16 protein-coding genes and 1 tRNA gene are annotated in these 16,088 nt (G+C 60.9%); 2 read left to right on the top strand and 15 right to left on the bottom strand.

Annotated elements, in window-relative coordinates; genetic code table 11:
• Nucleotides 1-154: 154 nt before the first annotated feature.
• The 11 genes from HA052_RS18740 to HA052_RS18690 form a co-directional block, all read right to left on the bottom strand.
• Entirely contained in the window at nucleotides 155-817 is a 663-nt protein-coding gene (locus tag HA052_RS18740) for an amino acid ABC transporter permease (protein ID WP_166453069.1), read from the bottom strand.
• A gap of 76 nt (nucleotides 818-893) precedes the next feature.
• A complete protein-coding gene (locus tag HA052_RS18735) occupies nucleotides 894-1,664 on the bottom strand; it encodes a transporter substrate-binding domain-containing protein (RefSeq protein ID WP_240937421.1) in 771 nt (256 codons plus the stop codon).
• Between the two features lie 138 nt (nucleotides 1,665-1,802).
• Nucleotides 1,803-2,780, bottom strand: a complete 978-nt coding sequence (locus tag HA052_RS18730; RefSeq protein ID WP_166453067.1) for a GumC domain-containing protein — start codon at nucleotides 2,778-2,780, stop codon at nucleotides 1,803-1,805.
• 112 nt (nucleotides 2,781-2,892) lie between these two features.
• Nucleotides 2,893-3,984 (bottom strand): redox-regulated ATPase YchF, encoded by a 1,092-nt coding sequence (gene ychF / locus HA052_RS18725; RefSeq protein ID WP_043589896.1) that lies wholly within the window; start codon nucleotides 3,982-3,984, stop codon nucleotides 2,893-2,895.
• Between the two features lie 76 nt (nucleotides 3,985-4,060).
• Entirely contained in the window at nucleotides 4,061-4,642 is a 582-nt protein-coding gene (pth, locus tag HA052_RS18720; protein WP_166453066.1) for an aminoacyl-tRNA hydrolase, read from the bottom strand.
• Between the two features lie 90 nt (nucleotides 4,643-4,732).
• Nucleotides 4,733-5,020, bottom strand: a complete 288-nt coding sequence (gene rplY / locus HA052_RS18715) for a 50S ribosomal protein L25 (RefSeq protein WP_043589895.1) — start codon at nucleotides 5,018-5,020, stop codon at nucleotides 4,733-4,735.
• A 60-nt stretch (nucleotides 5,021-5,080) separates the two neighbouring features.
• Nucleotides 5,081-6,064 carry a ribose-phosphate pyrophosphokinase gene (locus HA052_RS18710; protein ID WP_081551261.1) on the bottom strand — a complete coding sequence of 328 codons (984 nt, stop codon included), beginning with the start codon at nucleotides 6,062-6,064 and terminating at the stop codon, nucleotides 5,081-5,083.
• 88 nt (nucleotides 6,065-6,152) lie between these two features.
• Nucleotides 6,153-6,227, bottom strand: a tRNA-Gln gene (locus HA052_RS18705).
• Between the two features lie 7 nt (nucleotides 6,228-6,234).
• The gene (gene ispE / locus HA052_RS18700; protein WP_166453065.1) at nucleotides 6,235-7,092 is read right to left on the bottom strand and encodes a 4-(cytidine 5'-diphospho)-2-C-methyl-D-erythritol kinase; all 858 of its coding nucleotides are present in this window, start codon (nucleotides 7,090-7,092) and stop codon (nucleotides 6,235-6,237) included.
• Between the two features lie 50 nt (nucleotides 7,093-7,142).
• On the bottom strand, nucleotides 7,143-7,682 hold the full coding sequence (lolB, locus tag HA052_RS18695) for a lipoprotein insertase outer membrane protein LolB (protein ID WP_141111391.1): 540 nt from the start codon (nucleotides 7,680-7,682) through the stop codon (nucleotides 7,143-7,145).
• Nucleotides 7,682-9,439, bottom strand: a complete 1,758-nt coding sequence (locus HA052_RS18690; protein ID WP_166453064.1) for a tetratricopeptide repeat protein — start codon at nucleotides 9,437-9,439, stop codon at nucleotides 7,682-7,684. The genes lolB and HA052_RS18690 overlap by 1 nt, the downstream gene beginning before the upstream one ends.
• A gap of 78 nt (nucleotides 9,440-9,517) precedes the next feature.
• Between HA052_RS18690 and mutM the strand changes: the two genes are divergently transcribed.
• Both mutM and HA052_RS18680 read left to right on the top strand, forming a co-directional pair.
• Entirely contained in the window at nucleotides 9,518-10,333 is an 816-nt protein-coding gene (mutM, locus tag HA052_RS18685) for a bifunctional DNA-formamidopyrimidine glycosylase/DNA-(apurinic or apyrimidinic site) lyase (protein WP_166453063.1), read from the top strand.
• A 40-nt stretch (nucleotides 10,334-10,373) separates the two neighbouring features.
• Nucleotides 10,374-11,189 carry a lysophospholipid acyltransferase family protein gene (locus tag HA052_RS18680; RefSeq protein ID WP_166453062.1) on the top strand — a complete coding sequence of 272 codons (816 nt, stop codon included), beginning with the start codon at nucleotides 10,374-10,376 and terminating at the stop codon, nucleotides 11,187-11,189.
• Between the two features lie 72 nt (nucleotides 11,190-11,261).
• Here the strand turns inward: HA052_RS18680 and HA052_RS18675 are convergent, their stop codons facing one another.
• The 4 genes from HA052_RS18675 to HA052_RS18660 all read right to left on the bottom strand — a co-directional run bounded on the left by HA052_RS18675 (nucleotide 11,262) and on the right by HA052_RS18660 (nucleotide 15,993).
• On the bottom strand, nucleotides 11,262-12,416 hold the full coding sequence (locus tag HA052_RS18675) for an SGNH/GDSL hydrolase family protein (RefSeq protein ID WP_166453061.1): 1,155 nt from the start codon (nucleotides 12,414-12,416) through the stop codon (nucleotides 11,262-11,264).
• Nucleotides 12,413-13,450 carry an SGNH/GDSL hydrolase family protein gene (locus HA052_RS18670; RefSeq protein ID WP_166453060.1) on the bottom strand — a complete coding sequence of 346 codons (1,038 nt, stop codon included), beginning with the start codon at nucleotides 13,448-13,450 and terminating at the stop codon, nucleotides 12,413-12,415. The genes HA052_RS18675 and HA052_RS18670 overlap by 4 nt, the downstream gene beginning before the upstream one ends.
• 211 nt (nucleotides 13,451-13,661) lie before the next feature.
• Nucleotides 13,662-14,867 carry an MBOAT family O-acyltransferase gene (locus HA052_RS18665; RefSeq protein WP_166453059.1) on the bottom strand — a complete coding sequence of 402 codons (1,206 nt, stop codon included), beginning with the start codon at nucleotides 14,865-14,867 and terminating at the stop codon, nucleotides 13,662-13,664.
• A gap of 304 nt (nucleotides 14,868-15,171) precedes the next feature.
• A complete protein-coding gene (locus HA052_RS18660) occupies nucleotides 15,172-15,993 on the bottom strand; it encodes a symmetrical bis(5'-nucleosyl)-tetraphosphatase (protein WP_081548499.1) in 822 nt (273 codons plus the stop codon).
• Nucleotides 15,994-16,088: the final 95 nt, after the last annotated feature.

Raw genomic sequence — 16,088 nt, 5'->3', positions numbered from 1 at the left:
AGCGCTTGGGTGAATTGCTACTTTCGAAACAACGGCGAGGGCGTGAATGCCCTCGCGTTGTGAAAAAGCAGCCGTCCCGTTACCCGATCAAACAAGTTCGATCCGCTAAGTGAACGGCATTACCGCCTTGGTGGTGCTTTTTGTTGTGAGACGGTCAGCGCTTGTGCGCCAACTCCAAGCGCTGCTCCACGTAGCGCTGCACTCGCTCGAAACTGGCGCTCAACACCCAGTAGATCGCCGCCGCCGCCAGATACAGCGGCAAGGGCTGGAAAGTCTGGGCGATAACTTCCTTGGTCGCCAGCATCAGCTCGGTCACCGTGATCACCGACACCAGCGACGTGTCCTTGATCAGGCTGATCAGCGAATTGGACAGACTGGGCACCGACAAGCGCAATGCCTGCGGGACAATAATGTGGCGCATGGTCTGCCACCAGCTCAAGCCCAAAGACAGGCCCGCATCCCACTGTCCGCGGTGCACGCCGGCGATGCCGCCTCGCAGGCTTTCCGACAAGTAGGCGGCCACGTTCAGGGTCAAGGCCAGAATGCCCGCCGTCACCGGCCCCAATTCAATACCCACTCCGGGCAGACCATAATAAATAACGAAAATCTGCACCAAGAGCGGGGTGCCGCGCATTGCGCTGACATAGAAAGCCGCCGCCTGCGCCAACAAAGGCACCCTGGCGACGCGCAGCAAGGCCACGATAAAGCCCAGCGCCAGCCCCAGCACCATCGCGACCACCGCGAACATCAAGGTATAGCCCGCGCCTTGCAATAACACCGGCAGCGCCGATTCGAACAGGACAATCCAGTCAGTCATTCACGTTTTTCCAAAAAGCCGACGCCCCCGCGCAAGCAGGGGCGTCTTGCCCTATCCACTCAAAAAGGAGCGTCGCTTATTTCTTGGCCGCCGGCGCTTTCGACACATCGATGCCGAACCACTTGACCGAGATCTTCTTGAAGCTGCCGTCGGCTTTCATATCGCCTAGAGCTTTGTCTATCGCCGCCTTGAACTGCGGATTGTTCTTGGCGAACGGGATCGCCATCGTCGCCACTTCGCCCACCGGCGCGCCGGCCTTCAGCGGCAACTTCGCCTGCTTGATGGCGAAGGGAATCAGCAGGCTGTCGTTCAGCGCCGCGTCCACGCGGCCGCTGGCCAGATCCTGCAGATATTCAGGCGCGCCCGGGTAGGTTTTCACCTCAATGCCGGGCACGGCCTTGGCCATGTCGGCGTAATTGCTGCCCTGTCCCACGCCCAGCTTCTTGCCTTTCAGATCCGCCAAGCTCTTGAACGCGCGGGTTTCGTTCTTGCGCACGATCAGTTGCGCGCTGGAATACGTATAGGGCTGGGAAAAGTCGAACACTTCCTTGCGCTTGTCGGTCAGACCCACCTGGTTAACCACAATGTCGAACTTGCCGGCCAGCAAGCCCGCCAGCAAACCGCTCCACTCCGCGGTGGTGAATTCCGGCTTCACTTTAAGGCGCTTGGCGATTTCGGTGGCGATCTCGACATCGAAGCCGGTCAATTGCTGCTTGGCGTCCTTGAAGTTGAACGGCGGATACGTGCCTTCCAAAGCGATTTTCAGACTGCCGCGCTGCTTGACCGTATCCAGCAGGTCCGCCGAAAACGCCTGGCCAGCCAGGCCTGCCATTACAAGAATCGTCATCAGCTTGCGCATATCAATATAACCTTTGGTAATTTTGAAAAACAAAATAATCAAAATTGAGAATATCACTAGCCGCTGGCGCTGCCAAGTTCTAGATAGGACAATGGCCGCAAACTGCGGCCATTCATCACTCTTGCCTCACTCGGCCACTTGCAGGCGCTTGCGAACGGAGCCCCAAGCTTTACTCCCTAAACCAATCAATACTGCGAAAACAAAGCCCCCCAGACCTGCAAGCAACACCATTGCCGCTCGCTTGGGCCCGGTTTTTTCCAAAGGCGGGCTCGCTGGCAACACTACCTGCACATCCTGCGACATCAACGCTTTTGCCACCAAAGCCTGTTTCTGCAGCTCTTCCAGCGTGGCCTGGTAGAAGAACAAATCGCGCATCGTGGCCAACTGCCGCGGGGAGATCGACTTTACCAGCGGACTGCTGCGCTCCAATTCCGCGCGCAATTGCAACAAGGACGACTGTACCGGACTATTCCCCTCCATTTGCTGGGCGTTCATTTGCGCTTCCAGACGCGCGAAACTCTCGATCACCCGCGCAGACTCGCTGTTCAAGAAGGCATCCGTTACGCCACCCAACTGTTTCTGCTGACGCCTCGCCTCCAATACCTGGCCTTGCACAACCTTGAGCCGCTCCTGCAACACCAGATATTTCTTGCTCTGTTCCGTCACGTGCAAGCCCAAAATCCGCTGCCGGGTCTGCTCCACTAGATAGTTGGCAAGCCGGGCAGCAAATGCCGGGTCCACATCGGTGACCGAGACCTCAAGCAAACCGTCTTTACCTGCGGTGACCTTTAGGTTATCCAACAGGCTGAGCTTGGTCTTGTCCATCCCTACCACATCGTAATGCTTGGCCAGTTCAAAATGAGCCACGGCCTCCCCCAGCATCGCGTTGTCTTTCAACACGCTGGCTCCGCCTTGAGGCCCCAGCGGCGCGGGCACCAGAAGCAAAGAAGTCGCCGCGAATCTGTCCTGCATACTCAAGGCCAAGGCTACCGCCGCCAGCGCGGCGACGATGGGCAGGAAAACCATCAAACGCCATTGTTCCTTGCAAAAACAAACAACATCAATCAAACCAATTTCATCCACAATTTCAGCTTGGCGTTCCAAAACGTATTCCCTTTTATCAACATCCAGCCGGCATCATATTGCCGCATCTCAGTTTACTTCCAAAAAAAAGGCATGCGCCAGAGCCACATGCCTTTTCTTCAGTTAATTATGATTAAACATTAAATAAGAAGTTCATCACATCGCCATCCTGAACCACATAATCCTTGCCTTCGGCCCGCATCTTGCCGGCCTCCTTGGCCTTGGCTTCACCGCCCAGCGCAATGAAGTCAGTATAGGCAATGGTCTGCGCACGGATGAAACCGCGCTCGAAATCGGTGTGGATCACGCCGGCCGCCTGCGGCGCGGTGTCGCCGATGTGAATGGTCCAAGCGCGCACTTCCTTAACGCCGGCGGTAAAGTAAGTTTGCAGACCCAGCAGCTTGTAACCCGCGCGGATCAGGCGGTCCAGACCCGGCTCTTCCAAGCCCAGCGTCTCCAAGAATTCGGCCTTGTCGGCGTCGTCCAGTTCGGCAATCTCGGACTCGATCGCCGCGCATAACGCCACTACCGGCGCGCCTTCCTTATCGGCCAGCTGCTGCACCCGCTCCAGCAACGGATTATTGCTGAAACCGTCTTCAGCCACGTTGGCCACATACATCGCCGGCTTGATCGTCAGCAGACACAAGGGCTTGACCAAGACCATTTCTTCCGGGCTCAAGTCCAGCGAGCGCGCCGGCAGACCTTGATCCAGATGCGGCACCAGCTTTTCCAGTACCGCGATCAACGCGCGCGCGTCCTTGTCGCCGGATTTCGCCTTCTTGCCCTCGCGGTTCATCGCCTTTTCCACCGCGGACAGATCGGCCAGCGCCAGCTCTGTGCCTATGGTTTCGATGTCGGCGATCGGATCCACCTTGCCGGCGACGTGAACGATGTTCTCATCCTCGAAGCAGCGCACCACGTTGACGATGGCGTCGGTCTCGCGGATATTGGCCAGGAACTGGTTGCCCAGGCCTTCGCCCTTGGAGGCGCCCGCCACCAGGCCGGCGATGTCGACGAATTCGACGATGGCCGGCTGGATGCGTTGCGGATTGATGATCTTGGCCAGTTCGGCCAGCCGCTGATCCGGCACTTCCACGATGCCGACATTGGGCTCGATGGTGCAGAACGGATAGTTGGCGGCTTCGATGCCGGCCTTGGTCAGCGCATTGAACAGGGTGGACTTGCCCACATTGGGCAGGCCGACGATACCGCATTTCAGACTCATGTCCGCATTCCTTCGAATTCTTGAAAAATCATGTTCTGCCGCAGCATAGCGGCAAGCCGGCGATTTGCCCAGCCGCTCATTTGGCCGCGGTGTGCAATTCCTTCATCGCCGCCGCCATCTTGCCGCCGATGGCCGCCGGCAATTGCCGTAAAGCCTGCTCGATCGCCTCGTCCAACGCCTGCTGTTCCTCGGCGCGCGGCTTCTTCAGCACGAAATTGGCGACTTCGTTGCGATCCCCCGGATGGCCGATCCCCAGGCGCAAACGCCAGAAGGCCGGCGAGCTCAGTCGCGCGGCGATGTCCTTCAAACCATTGTGGCCGCCGTGGCCGCCGCCCTGCTTGAAGCGGGCCGCGCCGGGCGGCAGATCCAGCTCATCGTGCACCACGAGGATCTGGTCCGGCAGAATCTTGTAAAAATGGGCCAGCGCCAACACCGCCTGTCCGGACAGATTCATATAGGTCATCGGCTTGAGCAGCCAGACATCCTGTCCCTCGATGTCCACGCGGGCGACGTCGCCTTGAAACTTGCCTTCCTTGCGCCAGTTGCCCTTATAGCGCCAGCACAACTCGTCCACCAGCCAGAAACCGGCGTTATGGCGCGTTCTATCGTATTCGGCGCCGGGGTTGCCCAGGCCGACTATCAGGCGAATGCCGGACATATTCTCTGTTCCAAATGAAAAAGCTCGTTGCGGGCCGACGGCTAGCAACGAGCTTTTCAACCGTTACCGTCAGACGGCACGGCAGCTAGATTACACGCGAGCGAAGTCGATGTGCATTACTTGCTGTTTGTACGGGTGCATTTGGAACGCAGCCACTTTAACTTGTTCTTTCTGGCCGTCGATCACCAGATCCAGAACGGAAGTGTGGAACGCTTCGTTCTTCAGCGCGTAGTACATGGTGTTGTGGTCCAGAACGATGGATACGGCTTCTTTGGAAGCGCCGTAAACAACGGCCGGAACCTGGCCGGCGTGACGCAGGCGGCGGCTCGCACTCGTACCCGACTCTTCACGCTTGCTGGCGGTATATTCAAAAGACATGGCAAAACTCCAGTTTCAGATTAAAAGCACCCGGCCCGCCGCGACCAGCGGGCCCGATGTTCACGGCAGGCAGGCGCCCGCCGCAACCAGTTCCTCATTGAAGAGGTAGGACACCGATTCTTCGTTGTTGATCCGGCGCAGCGTCTCGGCCAGCAGGCCGGCGATGGAGGCCACCCGGATGTTCGGGCAGGCTTTGGCCTCGGCGGTCAACGGGATGGTGTCGGTCACCACCACCATATCGATGTCGGAATTCTTGATGCGATCGATCGCCTGACCGGAGAAGATCGGGTGAGTCGCATAGGCCAGCACGCGCTGGGCGCCGCGCTCCTTCAGAGCGCTGGCCGCCTTGCACAGGGTGTTGGCGGTGTCGATCATGTCGTCGACGATCAGGCAGGTGCGGCCGGACACGTCGCCGATGATGTTCATCACCTCGGCCACATTGGCTTTGGGACGACGCTTGTCGATGATGGCCAGATCGGTATTCAAGGCTTTTGCCATAGCACGGGCGCGGACCACGCCGCCCACGTCCGGGCTGACCACGATCAGGTCTTCGATGCGCTGCGAGCGGATGTCCTTCAGCAACACCGGCGTCGCGTAAACGTTGTCCACCGGGATATCGAAAAAGCCCTGAATCTGGTCGGCGTGCAGGTCCACGGTCAGCACGCGGTCGATGCCGGCGCTGGTCAGCATATTGGCCACCAGCTTGGCGGAGATCGGCACGCGGGCGGAACGCGGGCGGCGGTCCTGGCGCGCGTAGCCGAAGTACGGGATCGCCGCGGTAATACGACCGGCCGAAGCGCGTTTCAGCGCATCGGCCATAGTCAGGATTTCCATCAGATTGTCATTGGTCGGCGAACAGGTCGACTGCAAAATGAATACGTCGCGTCCACGGACGTTTTCCAGCAGCTCCACCGCCACTTCGCCGTCGCTGAACTTGCCGACGTCGGCGCGTCCCAACGAGATATCCAGATGTTTGACTACGTTTTGGGCCAGTTCCGGGTTCGCGGTCCCGGTGAATACCATCAAACTGTCGTATGCCGCCATGATTCGTGTGCCTTAGCTAGATAAAGAAAAAGCGTGTAAGGGATTCTTACACGCTTTTTTCATGCTCTCTCTTATTGAGAGAAAGTCTTGGCTGGGGAGGTAGGGATCGAACCTACGAATGCCGGAATCAAAATCCGGTGCCTTACCACTTGGCGACTCCCCACTAACCTTTATTCAGCGCTGTCGATCAAGGGATGGACATCGAGTCCTTTTGCTAAAAACCCCTTATATTTTATCGACACCGCCTGATAAACTTTATCGGCTTCGTCTTTAGACTGGCACTCCAGAAACACACAGGAACCGGAACCAGTCATCAGCGGCGAACCATATTTTCTTAATTCGGTCAGCACTTCATTCACCGCTGGGTACATATTCGAAACAACATTTTGCAGATCGTTTCGTCGCTGCTGCGTTGTTTCGAGGATTCGCATTATGCCGACGCCCCCTATCTCTGTCAACACCTCATGCGAAAAATTTTGAAATACTTTGCCGGTGGGCACTTGCACCTGAGGGTGAATTACCACATACCATGCCGGCTTCAATTTGATTTCATTCAGTTTTTCGCCTACGCCGGTGGCCAGCGCGCTGCGGCCAAAAATAAACACCGGAACGTCCGCCCCCAACTTCAAGCCCAGTTCCTGCAACGCCACCCGCGGGAGATTCAGTCCCCACATGCGGTTCAAGGCCAGCAAAACGGTGGCGGCGTCGGAGCTTCCGCCGCCCAAACCGCCGCCCATCGGTATCTTTTTGTCCAGACGAATGGCCACGCCCAGCCCGCACTGGGCATGGGCCTGCAATAGACGCGCCGCACGCACCGTCAGATCCTGCTCCGGGTCCACGCCGGCAATCGGCGTTTCCAGCACGATGCAGCCGTCGTCGCGCAAAGCCAGCGACACGGTGTCGCTGAAATCGATGAAACGGAACACCGTCTCCAGCAAATGATAGCCGTCCGAGCGCTTACCGACGACGTGCAATAAGAGATTGAGCTTGGCCGGAGCCGGGAAGTCTTGGAATACGGGGGAACTCATCAACAAAACACCATGGCAATCATTGAAATAACACGAATATGGTGATGCGGTCAGCGCCAATCACGGGCTACCACTCTTACCGTCAATCCGTCTCTGGCCAGGTCCACGCGCTTGGGGTAGCGCTCGCCGGACTCGGCCTCGCGCACGAAGCGGATGCGCCAACCCTGCTGCAGCAATTCGCCGTCGGGACGGATCTCGCTAGTTTCGCCCGGCACCGGCATGCCGCGGATCCACCAGGCCAAGCCGGACAGCGGCAGCGGCCACCCCAGGGTTTTCTCGGTCAGGCTTTCCACATCCGGCGCCTGCCAGGCCTTGCCGTCCGCTAGCAAAGTGACGCCGCCTGCGTCGCGGATCACTTCGGCCACGGTATTGCCCAGCGGCGAGTTGATCGCCAGCTGGTCGCGCTCGGGCTGGTGCCGCCAATCGAAGTTGGCGACATGCCCCTTGCCGTCCAGATTGATCGACAAGCGCCCGCTGACCGCGAACGGCTGGTCCGCGGATTGCGTCGCGGAGGGCATGAACACCGCATCCCGCGTCGCGCAGCCGGTTACCGCAAGAGACAAGGCCAGGATCAGACCGCCCCACCTCATCAATGCGCCCCCAGACGGCGCATGGTATCTCGCAGCACGTCATGTTCCGGGCTAGCCTCCAGCGCCTTGCTCCACACCGCCAGCGCCTCCTCTTTCTTGCCCAGCTTCCACAGCACCTCGCCCAGATGGGCGGCAAGCTCCGCGTCCGGCAACAGCGCGTAGGCTTTCTGCAGCGTTTTCAAAGCCGCGTCCAGGCGGCCCAGCTTGTATTGCGCCCACCCCAGGCTGTCCAGAATGGTGGGGTTGTCCGGCTCGCTCTTCAGCGCCTTCTCGATATAGCCGAGCGCTTCCTGATGACGATTGGTGCGGTTAGTCAGGGTATAACCCAGCGCGTTCAGCGCCTGGGCGTCGCCCGGCTTTTCCTTCAGTACTTGCTTGAGATCCCGTTCGGCGTTGCCGACGTTGCCCAGGCTGTCCGATACCAGCGCCCGCTCGTACAGCAGTTCCGGCGCCTTGGGCATGCGCAGCAGCGCCTTGCTCAACAAATCGTGAGCCTTGCCCGGCTGCTTGGCCTCGCGCGCCAGTTGGGACTGCAGCAAGGCCAAAGTAATTTTCTCCTGGTCGTTGCCGCCCAAGGGCGCCAGACGCGCCAGGGCCAGATCCAGCTTGCCGTCGCCCGCCTCCATCACCGCCAGCCGGCCTTGCGCCGGCAGGAATTGCGGCCCGGCGCCCACCAACTCGTACCAGCCCTTGGCCGCGCCGACGTCCTGGCGCTCCTCTGCGATCTGTCCCAGGGTGTAACGAATGAAATTGGCCTCCGGATGGCCGGCCTCCAGCGCCTGGCGCAAATGCCGCTCCGCCGCCGGAAGATCGCGCATCTGGTAAGCCATCAGGCCGGAAGCGTAGAGCAGATCCGGGTTATTGGGATTGCCCGGCAAGAGTTGATCGAAAGCCTGGCGCGCCTCGGCGAAGCGCTTGGCGCCCACCAGCAAACGCGGCTTGGCCAGCTTCAGCTCCAGGCCGGCGTTCGGCCGCCGCGCCAGTTCACGCTGCAGAAAATCGATAGCCTGCTCCGGCTGCTCGCGGCGAAGCCGGTCGACTTGCCAGGCCACCGGCAAGTCCCAGGCTGGCGCGATCTGCGCCAGCCGGTCGAACTCGCGGTTCATCGTGGCTTGGTCGCCAGCTTCGGCCGCCACGGCCAAGAGCGCGAAGCGCGCCTCGGCCAGGTCCGGATAACGGGAGGCGAACTGCTTGACCAAATCGTAGGCGGCCTGCTTGTCGCTCTGACGCGAGGTCAGCCGCGCCAATTGGACGAAGATCGCCGGCGCCCGTTCCGGCTCTTTCTGCAGTAACGCCTCGATAAGCGGCTTGCTTTCCGCCAGTTTGCCGGCGCGCAGCAGGGTGATGAACAACTGCTCTCTCGCCGGCACCGAATCAGGCGCCAGCTCCATCCACAAGGTCAAGGCTTCCGAGGTTTCCTTCAGCAGCCCGGCGAACATAGAAAACTCAGCGGCTCGCTGCGCCAACCGCGGATCACGCGTTTGGCGCGCCAGCTCCAGATAGGTCACGGCGGAAGCGCCCACCGAACCGCGCTGGGCGGCGATTTCGCCGGCCACCACGCCATAGAGAATTTCCGGCGTCAGTTCCGCCTTGGGCAGTTGGCTTTCGTCCTCTTTCTGCGTTATCGCGATCTCGTCGCCGGCCGGTTTGCCGGCATTGACCGACTTCGCCGCGCCCGGGTGCTTGAAATTGGCGCATGCCGACAGCAGCGCGACCATCAGCAAAGGGAGTGTTTTTTTCAGCCGTTGCATTCGCATGGAGTCAGAGACCTGCTTATAAACCTGTTGAATGCGTAGAATAGCATGACCTGTTTTTATCTTCGCGCCATTCTACCCATGCCTGAACTGCCAGAAGTCGAAACCACCCGCCGCGGGATTCTGCCCCATCTATTGAACGCCAAGCTGGACGGCGCCGTGGTCCGCCATGCCGGCCTGCGCTGGCCGGTGCCGCCGGAGCTGCATGCCACCTTGCGCGGCCTGACGATACGTTCCGTCGACCGCCGCGCGAAATACCTGCTGCTGGGCACCGACGCCGGCACCCTGATCATCCATCTGGGCATGTCCGGCAGCCTGCGCTACCTGCCGGCGGACACTCCGCCGGAGAAACACGACCACGTCGACCTGCTGTTGGGCCCCGATGTATTGCGCTACCGCGATCCGCGCCGATTCGGCGCGGTACTGTGGCATGTCGGCGCCATTGAGCACCATCCCTTGCTGCAAGCGCTGGGGCCCGAGCCGCTGTCCGACGACTTTGACGGCAACACGCTGATCCGGGCCGCGCAACGCCGCGGCAGCGCGGTCAAGCTGATGCTGATGGACAACCACGTGGTGGTCGGTGTCGGCAACATCTACGCCAACGAGGCGCTGTTCCACGCCGGCATCCATCCCACCCGGGCCGCCAAGGCGGTGCGCGACGGCGAATACCGCCGGCTGGCCGAGGAAATCCGCAGCGTGCTGAACCGAGCCATCCAGGCCGGCGGCAGCACGCTGCGCGACTTCGTGCACAGCGACGGCAAGCCCGGCTATTTCCAGCAAACTTATATGGTGTACGGCCGGCAGGACCAGCCCTGCCGGCAATGCGGCACGCCGATCCGGCATTTGCGCCAGGGCCAACGCAGTTCCTACTATTGTCCGCTATGCCAGCCATGCTAGAGTTACGGCCTCAACCTTGCGCACCGAGCCTCAAAGCATCTTGAAGTCAACCGCCACAACCTCTTCGCTCACCCGGATAGGACGCGTCGCGCGCCTGTTCGGCCACCTGGCCATCGGTGTCTTCATCCTGGCCACCCGTTATTCTCGGCTGGCCCACGCCGAACGCGCCGTCGTTACCCGGCGCTGGGCCGCCCACGCGCTGAAAATTCTGGGCATCAGCGTACGGATCAACGGCGTCAATCCTGGTTTTTACCCGCCCAACACCTTGTTGGTGGCCAACCACATTTCCTGGCTGGACATCTTCGTGCTCAATAGCTGCACGGTGTCCCGCTTCGTCGCCAAACGCGAGATTCGCTCTTGGCCGGTGCTGGGCTGGCTGGCGCACTTGGGCGGCACCCTGTTCATCGACCGCAGCAAGCGCAAGGACGCCAGCCGCGTCTACAAGGCATTGGCGCATGCGATGGAAAACGGCGCCTGCATGGCGGTGTTTCCCGAGTCCACCACCTCGGACGGCCTGAATCTCTTGCCGTTCAAGGCCTCGCTGTTCGAAGCCGCCTTGCTATCGCGCGGCACCGTGCAGCCGGTGGGCTTGCGCTACTACGGCGCGGACGGACAACAAACGCTGGAGCCCGCATTCATCGGCGATCTGAGTTTTCTGCAAAGCGTGCGCAAAGTGCTGGCGATGCCGGCGATGGAGGTAGAGGTCAGCTACGGCCAGCCGCTGAAAGCATGGGAAAACGGACTGGAAACCCGCTTTGCGCTGGCTGAGCGGGCACAACAGGAAGTGGCGCGCGCGCTGCGCCTGAGCCCGCCTCCTGCCGCGGAAGCGGCGCAGGAACCGGCTCGGCAACACTGAGCACCGGCTGCGAAGCCTCGCCAATGCAAAACCCCCGTCAGGGGGCTTTTTCTTATCCGTCGGCGGCCTCGCTCACAGGCTGAGCCTCGCCATCAGGTTATCGAACAAATCGTCGGCCAGCTTGGCATAGCCCTGCTGCGAGAAATGCACCATGTCCGGCCGCGCCAGCTGTTGCGCCTGCCAGCGCTTCATGCTGCAAGGCCCGCCCATCGCCTGCTCCCAATCCCAATACAGCACATGGCTGTCGCGCGCGACTTTCTGCTGGATGCGCTTGACCGCCGCCAACTGCAGCGGCCGTCCCGGCGAACACTCCTTGCTGGCCGCGCCGCGCTTGCGCGCGGCGTCCTGCGCGCCCAGCATCAGGATGGCCGCCTGCGGCAGGTCCCGGCGCACGGTGTTGATCGCCGCCTGCAGATTGAGCTGGTACTCGATCAGGTCCAGGCGATCGTCAAAGGCTTCGTTGACGCCGTAGGCCAGGATCACCAGATCACTGCTGCGCTCCGCCAGCTGCGCGCTCCAGTTCTTGCCCCAGCGCTGCCAGATCGATAGCTGGGCGCCGTTGCTGCCTATGCTGTCCAGCACCACGCCGGGCGCCAGCCGCTCCAGCTCTATCCCACCCAGCTCCACCGCCGGCAGCGCGCCGGCGCGCACCACAAAGGGGAAATACAGCTTCTGTTCCACCGTCTGCCAGCCCCTGCCCGCCTCGGGCGGATTCAGTTTGCGACTGCCGTGACCGTCGTCCACTTCCAAGGCGCCGGCGCCGTCCTGGGACGCGCGCACGCGGAAGCGCACCCGCCACAAGCCGTCCAAAGGATTGCGCGGCAACACGCTGATGGCGGCGCCCGGTCGCTGGGCCTGAGCGATATAACCGCCCAGCGGGAAGTCCGGATCGCCGTCCTTGCGGCTATTGGTCAAGGTCCAGCCCTCGCTGCGCGCTATCACCAGGGCGTGGCGCTGGCCCGGCACCGCCATCGGCGGCGTCCAGCCGATGCCGGCGTCGCCGAACTTGGCCTGGAAGCGCTCGCGCAGCTTGCCCGTCAGATAATCGGCCGCGGTATGCGAATCTCCCAGCTGAGTGACCCGCACCGGCTGCACGGCGGTGGAAATCGCCTTCAGCCGCGACGCCAGCCTTGCCAGATTAATCTCGCCGAAATCCTGTACCGGCGCGGCCAGCGCCGATGCCGCAGCCAGCCAGCAGGCCAATGCCGCGCTGATTCTCCACTTCATTCAAACCTCAATTCTGCCAACACGCGCCGCGCCAGCAATACCTGGCCTTGGCGAGTGAAATGAATGCCATCTGCGGTACGTACCGCCACTTCGCCTTGATCGGGCAGCGTCATGAATTTGGTGAACGCTTCGTCCACGCTGCCCAAGGCTTCGCGGGTGGACAAATAACGCTGGCCTGCGCCTTCGACTTCCTCGCGGAAGATGCCGTTGATGTAATGCACGCCGCGATTGAGCTTGTCCTTGCCCATATTCGGCGCGCCCAACCACAGTAATTGCGTCCGGTGCTTTCGGGCCGAAGCCAGGATGGCTCGGATGCGTTCGCGGTAGCGCTGCTCCCACTCCTCGGAGGCGAAGCGAATGTAGCGGCTGCCGCCCACCATGTCCCAAGTATCGTTGGCGCCCAAGAAGACCACCACCAGGCCGGTGTCGGGATTAGCCGCCAACTGTCGTTCTATCGTGTCCGGCCAATTGAAAAAGTCCGGGTAGGTCAGCCCCGTGCTCTGCTTGCTGAGATCCAGCGCCTTGATCTGGTGCAGCTTGAACAAGGGCCGCAGCAAATGCGGCGCCACCCCCTGCATCATGGAATCGCCGGCCAGCAACACCTTACTCCCCGGCCGCAGCAAGATGCGGGGATCCTTGGCCGCCGCTTGCGGCGGCGGAGCCGACGGCGACGGCAATGTCTGCAACGGGGCAGCGCTAGACGCAACCGCCGTTGTCCGCGTCGCGGCGGGCTCCGCCGGCGCCGCCTCCGGCGACAAAGCCGGCCGCAAGCAGCAGGCGTTGAAATAGGCGATCATCTCGTCGTCCCAACGATCCAGCCTGGTCAACAGCCCTCGGCTCTGATCGCGGAACTCCCGCCCCAGTTCCGCTCCGAGACGCCAGACACTCAACTCGGACAAGGCCTCCAGCTGGCTGGGACGGTGAAAGGTCTGCCGCCAATAGGCGTTGATGGAGCTCTGCTCAATCCAGCACAGCAGCAACATGCTGCTGCCGAGGATGGCCAGGGCCTGACGGATGGCGGAACGGGCGATCATTTGACGCTTGCCTCAACGCGGTAAGAACCTGTTTACGATCTGCTGTGCGTCGGCGATACGGCGTTGAAAACGAGCTCAAAATGCTCATGTACCACGTGTACATTCCGCTTTTTCGCTCGTTTTCGCCTTGTCTCGCCTTAGCTCGCGAGATCGTAAACACGTTCTAAGAAATAAAAAGCGTGGCAGCGGAGGCGCCGCCGCGCTGGCGCGACTAAAACTGGTAATAAATAAAACCTGGAATGCCCGGCGGCGACACCACGATGATCAACAAGGCGCAGCCGGCCAGCAAGCTGGGCTTGCCCCACCACGGCAGGCGGCCCAGTTGGGCGATGCCGCGTTCGCAAGCCGTGCCCAGATAGGGCTGCGCGGCAAACGCCGCGACGCTCAGCGCCAGGAAGCCCGGCGCGTTCAGCGTCAGTTCCTGATCGGTGCCGGCCATCGCTTCCAAAAAGCTCCAGGCGTCTTCCAGCGACGGCGCGCGGAAAAACACCCAGGCCAGGCAGACGTAATGGAAGGTCAGCAGACGCGCCAGCCAGGTCAGCCGCCGCGACAAAGCCTCCTTGCCAAGCAGCTTGTCTCCCAGATTCAAACCGACCACCCCAAGGCCGTGCATGCCGCCCCACGCCAAGTATTTCAGGCTGGCGCCGTGCCATAGGCCGGACAACACCATAGCAAGCAGCAAATTGAGCTGGGCGCGGGCAAAACCCAGCCGGTTGCCGCCCAAGGGGATATAGATGTAATCGCGAATCCAGCTGGATAGCGACATATGCCAGCACCGCCAGAAATCGCGTAGATTGTGGGCCAGATACGGCGCATCGAAATTACGCGGCAACTGTATGCCCAGCAACAGCGCCAAAGCGGTGACCAGATCGGTATAACCGGAGAAATCCAGATAGATCTGGAAGGCGTAGGCGTAGAAAGCCGCCCAGACCTCCAACACATGGTAGGTTTCCGGCGCGCTGAACACCGGGTCCACCCAGGCGCTGGCCAGCCAGCCGGCCAGCCACAGCTTCTTGGCCAGGGCCAATACGATCAGCCCCAACGCGCGGTCCAGTTGCAAGATGTGGCGGCGCTCGCCGCTGCGCAGTTGCTCCAGCAGACCGGTGGCCCGGCATATCGGCCCGGCCAGCAAGGTCGGGAAAAAAGCCAGAAACAGCCCCAACTCCCTGGCCCGGGCAAAACGCAACTCGCCGCGGTACAAGGACACCAAATAGCTGACCGATTGAAAGGTGTAAAAGGAGATGCCCACCGGCATCAGGAAATCCACCGCTGGCAATATCGCCGCAATGCCCAACGCGTGCAAGGCCGCTTGCGCGCTTTCGCGGAAGAAGTCGAAGTATTTGAATACCGCCAGATTGCCCACCGCCATCAGCAGACCCACGCGCAACCAGCGCTTGGGACGTACGGAATCAAGCATCCGCGACGATATCAGGGTCAATAACAGGGTATAAACGGCTAGAATCAGCGCAAAACGCCAATCAAGCTTGGCATAAAAGGCGTAACTGCCCAATAACAGCAAACCATTCTGCCAATCCGTGCGCTTGCGGCACAACCAATACAGGGCGAAAAAGGCGAGGAATGCCAGTGCGAACTCAATCGAAAGGTAACTCATGCAAATAAAAAAACGGCTCTGGCAAGAGCCGAGATTATGACAGCCATAGGGCCCGGCTGACTATGGCTTGCCGATATTTTATTTACGACGACGCCGCCGCCAATATGCTTTACGCGGTAATTTCGCGATAAGCCGAACACGGCAAGGAAAATAAAGCTTGGTCGCCCAAACGCATCGCGGTCAGGCTGCCGCCCCACAAACAGCCGGAGTCGATAGCCACCACATCCTCGGTGATATGCACCCCCAGCGCAGACCAATGCCCGCAGATAATCGGCATCTCGCCTTGCCAGCGTCCCGGCGCCTCGAACCAGGGCGTCAGGCCGGCCGGCGCGTTCTCCAGCTCGCCCTTATAATTAAGATCAATCTCTCCGTCGCGGTTCAAGAAACGCATCCGGGTCATCGCGTTGACGATCACTCGCAAACGGTCCGCGCCGCGCAGTTCCTCGCTCCAACGCGTCGGCCGGTTGCCGTACAAGCGCGACAGGAATTCACGATGCCTGGGGCCGGACAGCCCGGCCTCCACTTCCTCCGCCAGGTCCAGCGCGCGATCTATGCTCCACTCCGGCAGCAGCCCAGCGTGCACCATCGCGTAGCCCTGCCCGGCTATCATCATCGGCTGGCAGCGCAGCCAGTCCAGCAGGACCTTGCCGTCGGCGGCGTTGAGGATGTCCAGCACCGTATCGCTGCGGTGCAGTTTGCCGAAACCCTCGGACACCGCCAGCAAATGCAGGTCGTGGTTGCCCAGCACGATCTCTACATGATCCTGATGCTGGAACACCCAACGCAGGACTTCCAGCGACTGCGGCCCGCGATTGACCAGGTCGCCCGTCAGCCACAGGGTATCCTTGCCGGGATTGAAGTCGATTTGCCGCAGCAATTGCTGAAACGGCTGGAAACACCCTTGAATGTCGCCAATAGCGTAGATGGCCATATAAACTCCATGCGTGGCGGATCGATCCAAACTGTCATCCGCGGATAGCGCCATGATACCGCATGCTACAATGCACGGGCTGAGTTACCGATTTA

Source organism: Chromobacterium fluminis, assembly GCF_011602385.1.
Lineage (GTDB): Bacteria > Pseudomonadota > Gammaproteobacteria > Burkholderiales > Chromobacteriaceae > Chromobacterium > Chromobacterium fluminis.
Note: the sequence above shows the minus strand (reverse complement) of the source record. Positions and strands in the feature narration are given on the sequence as shown.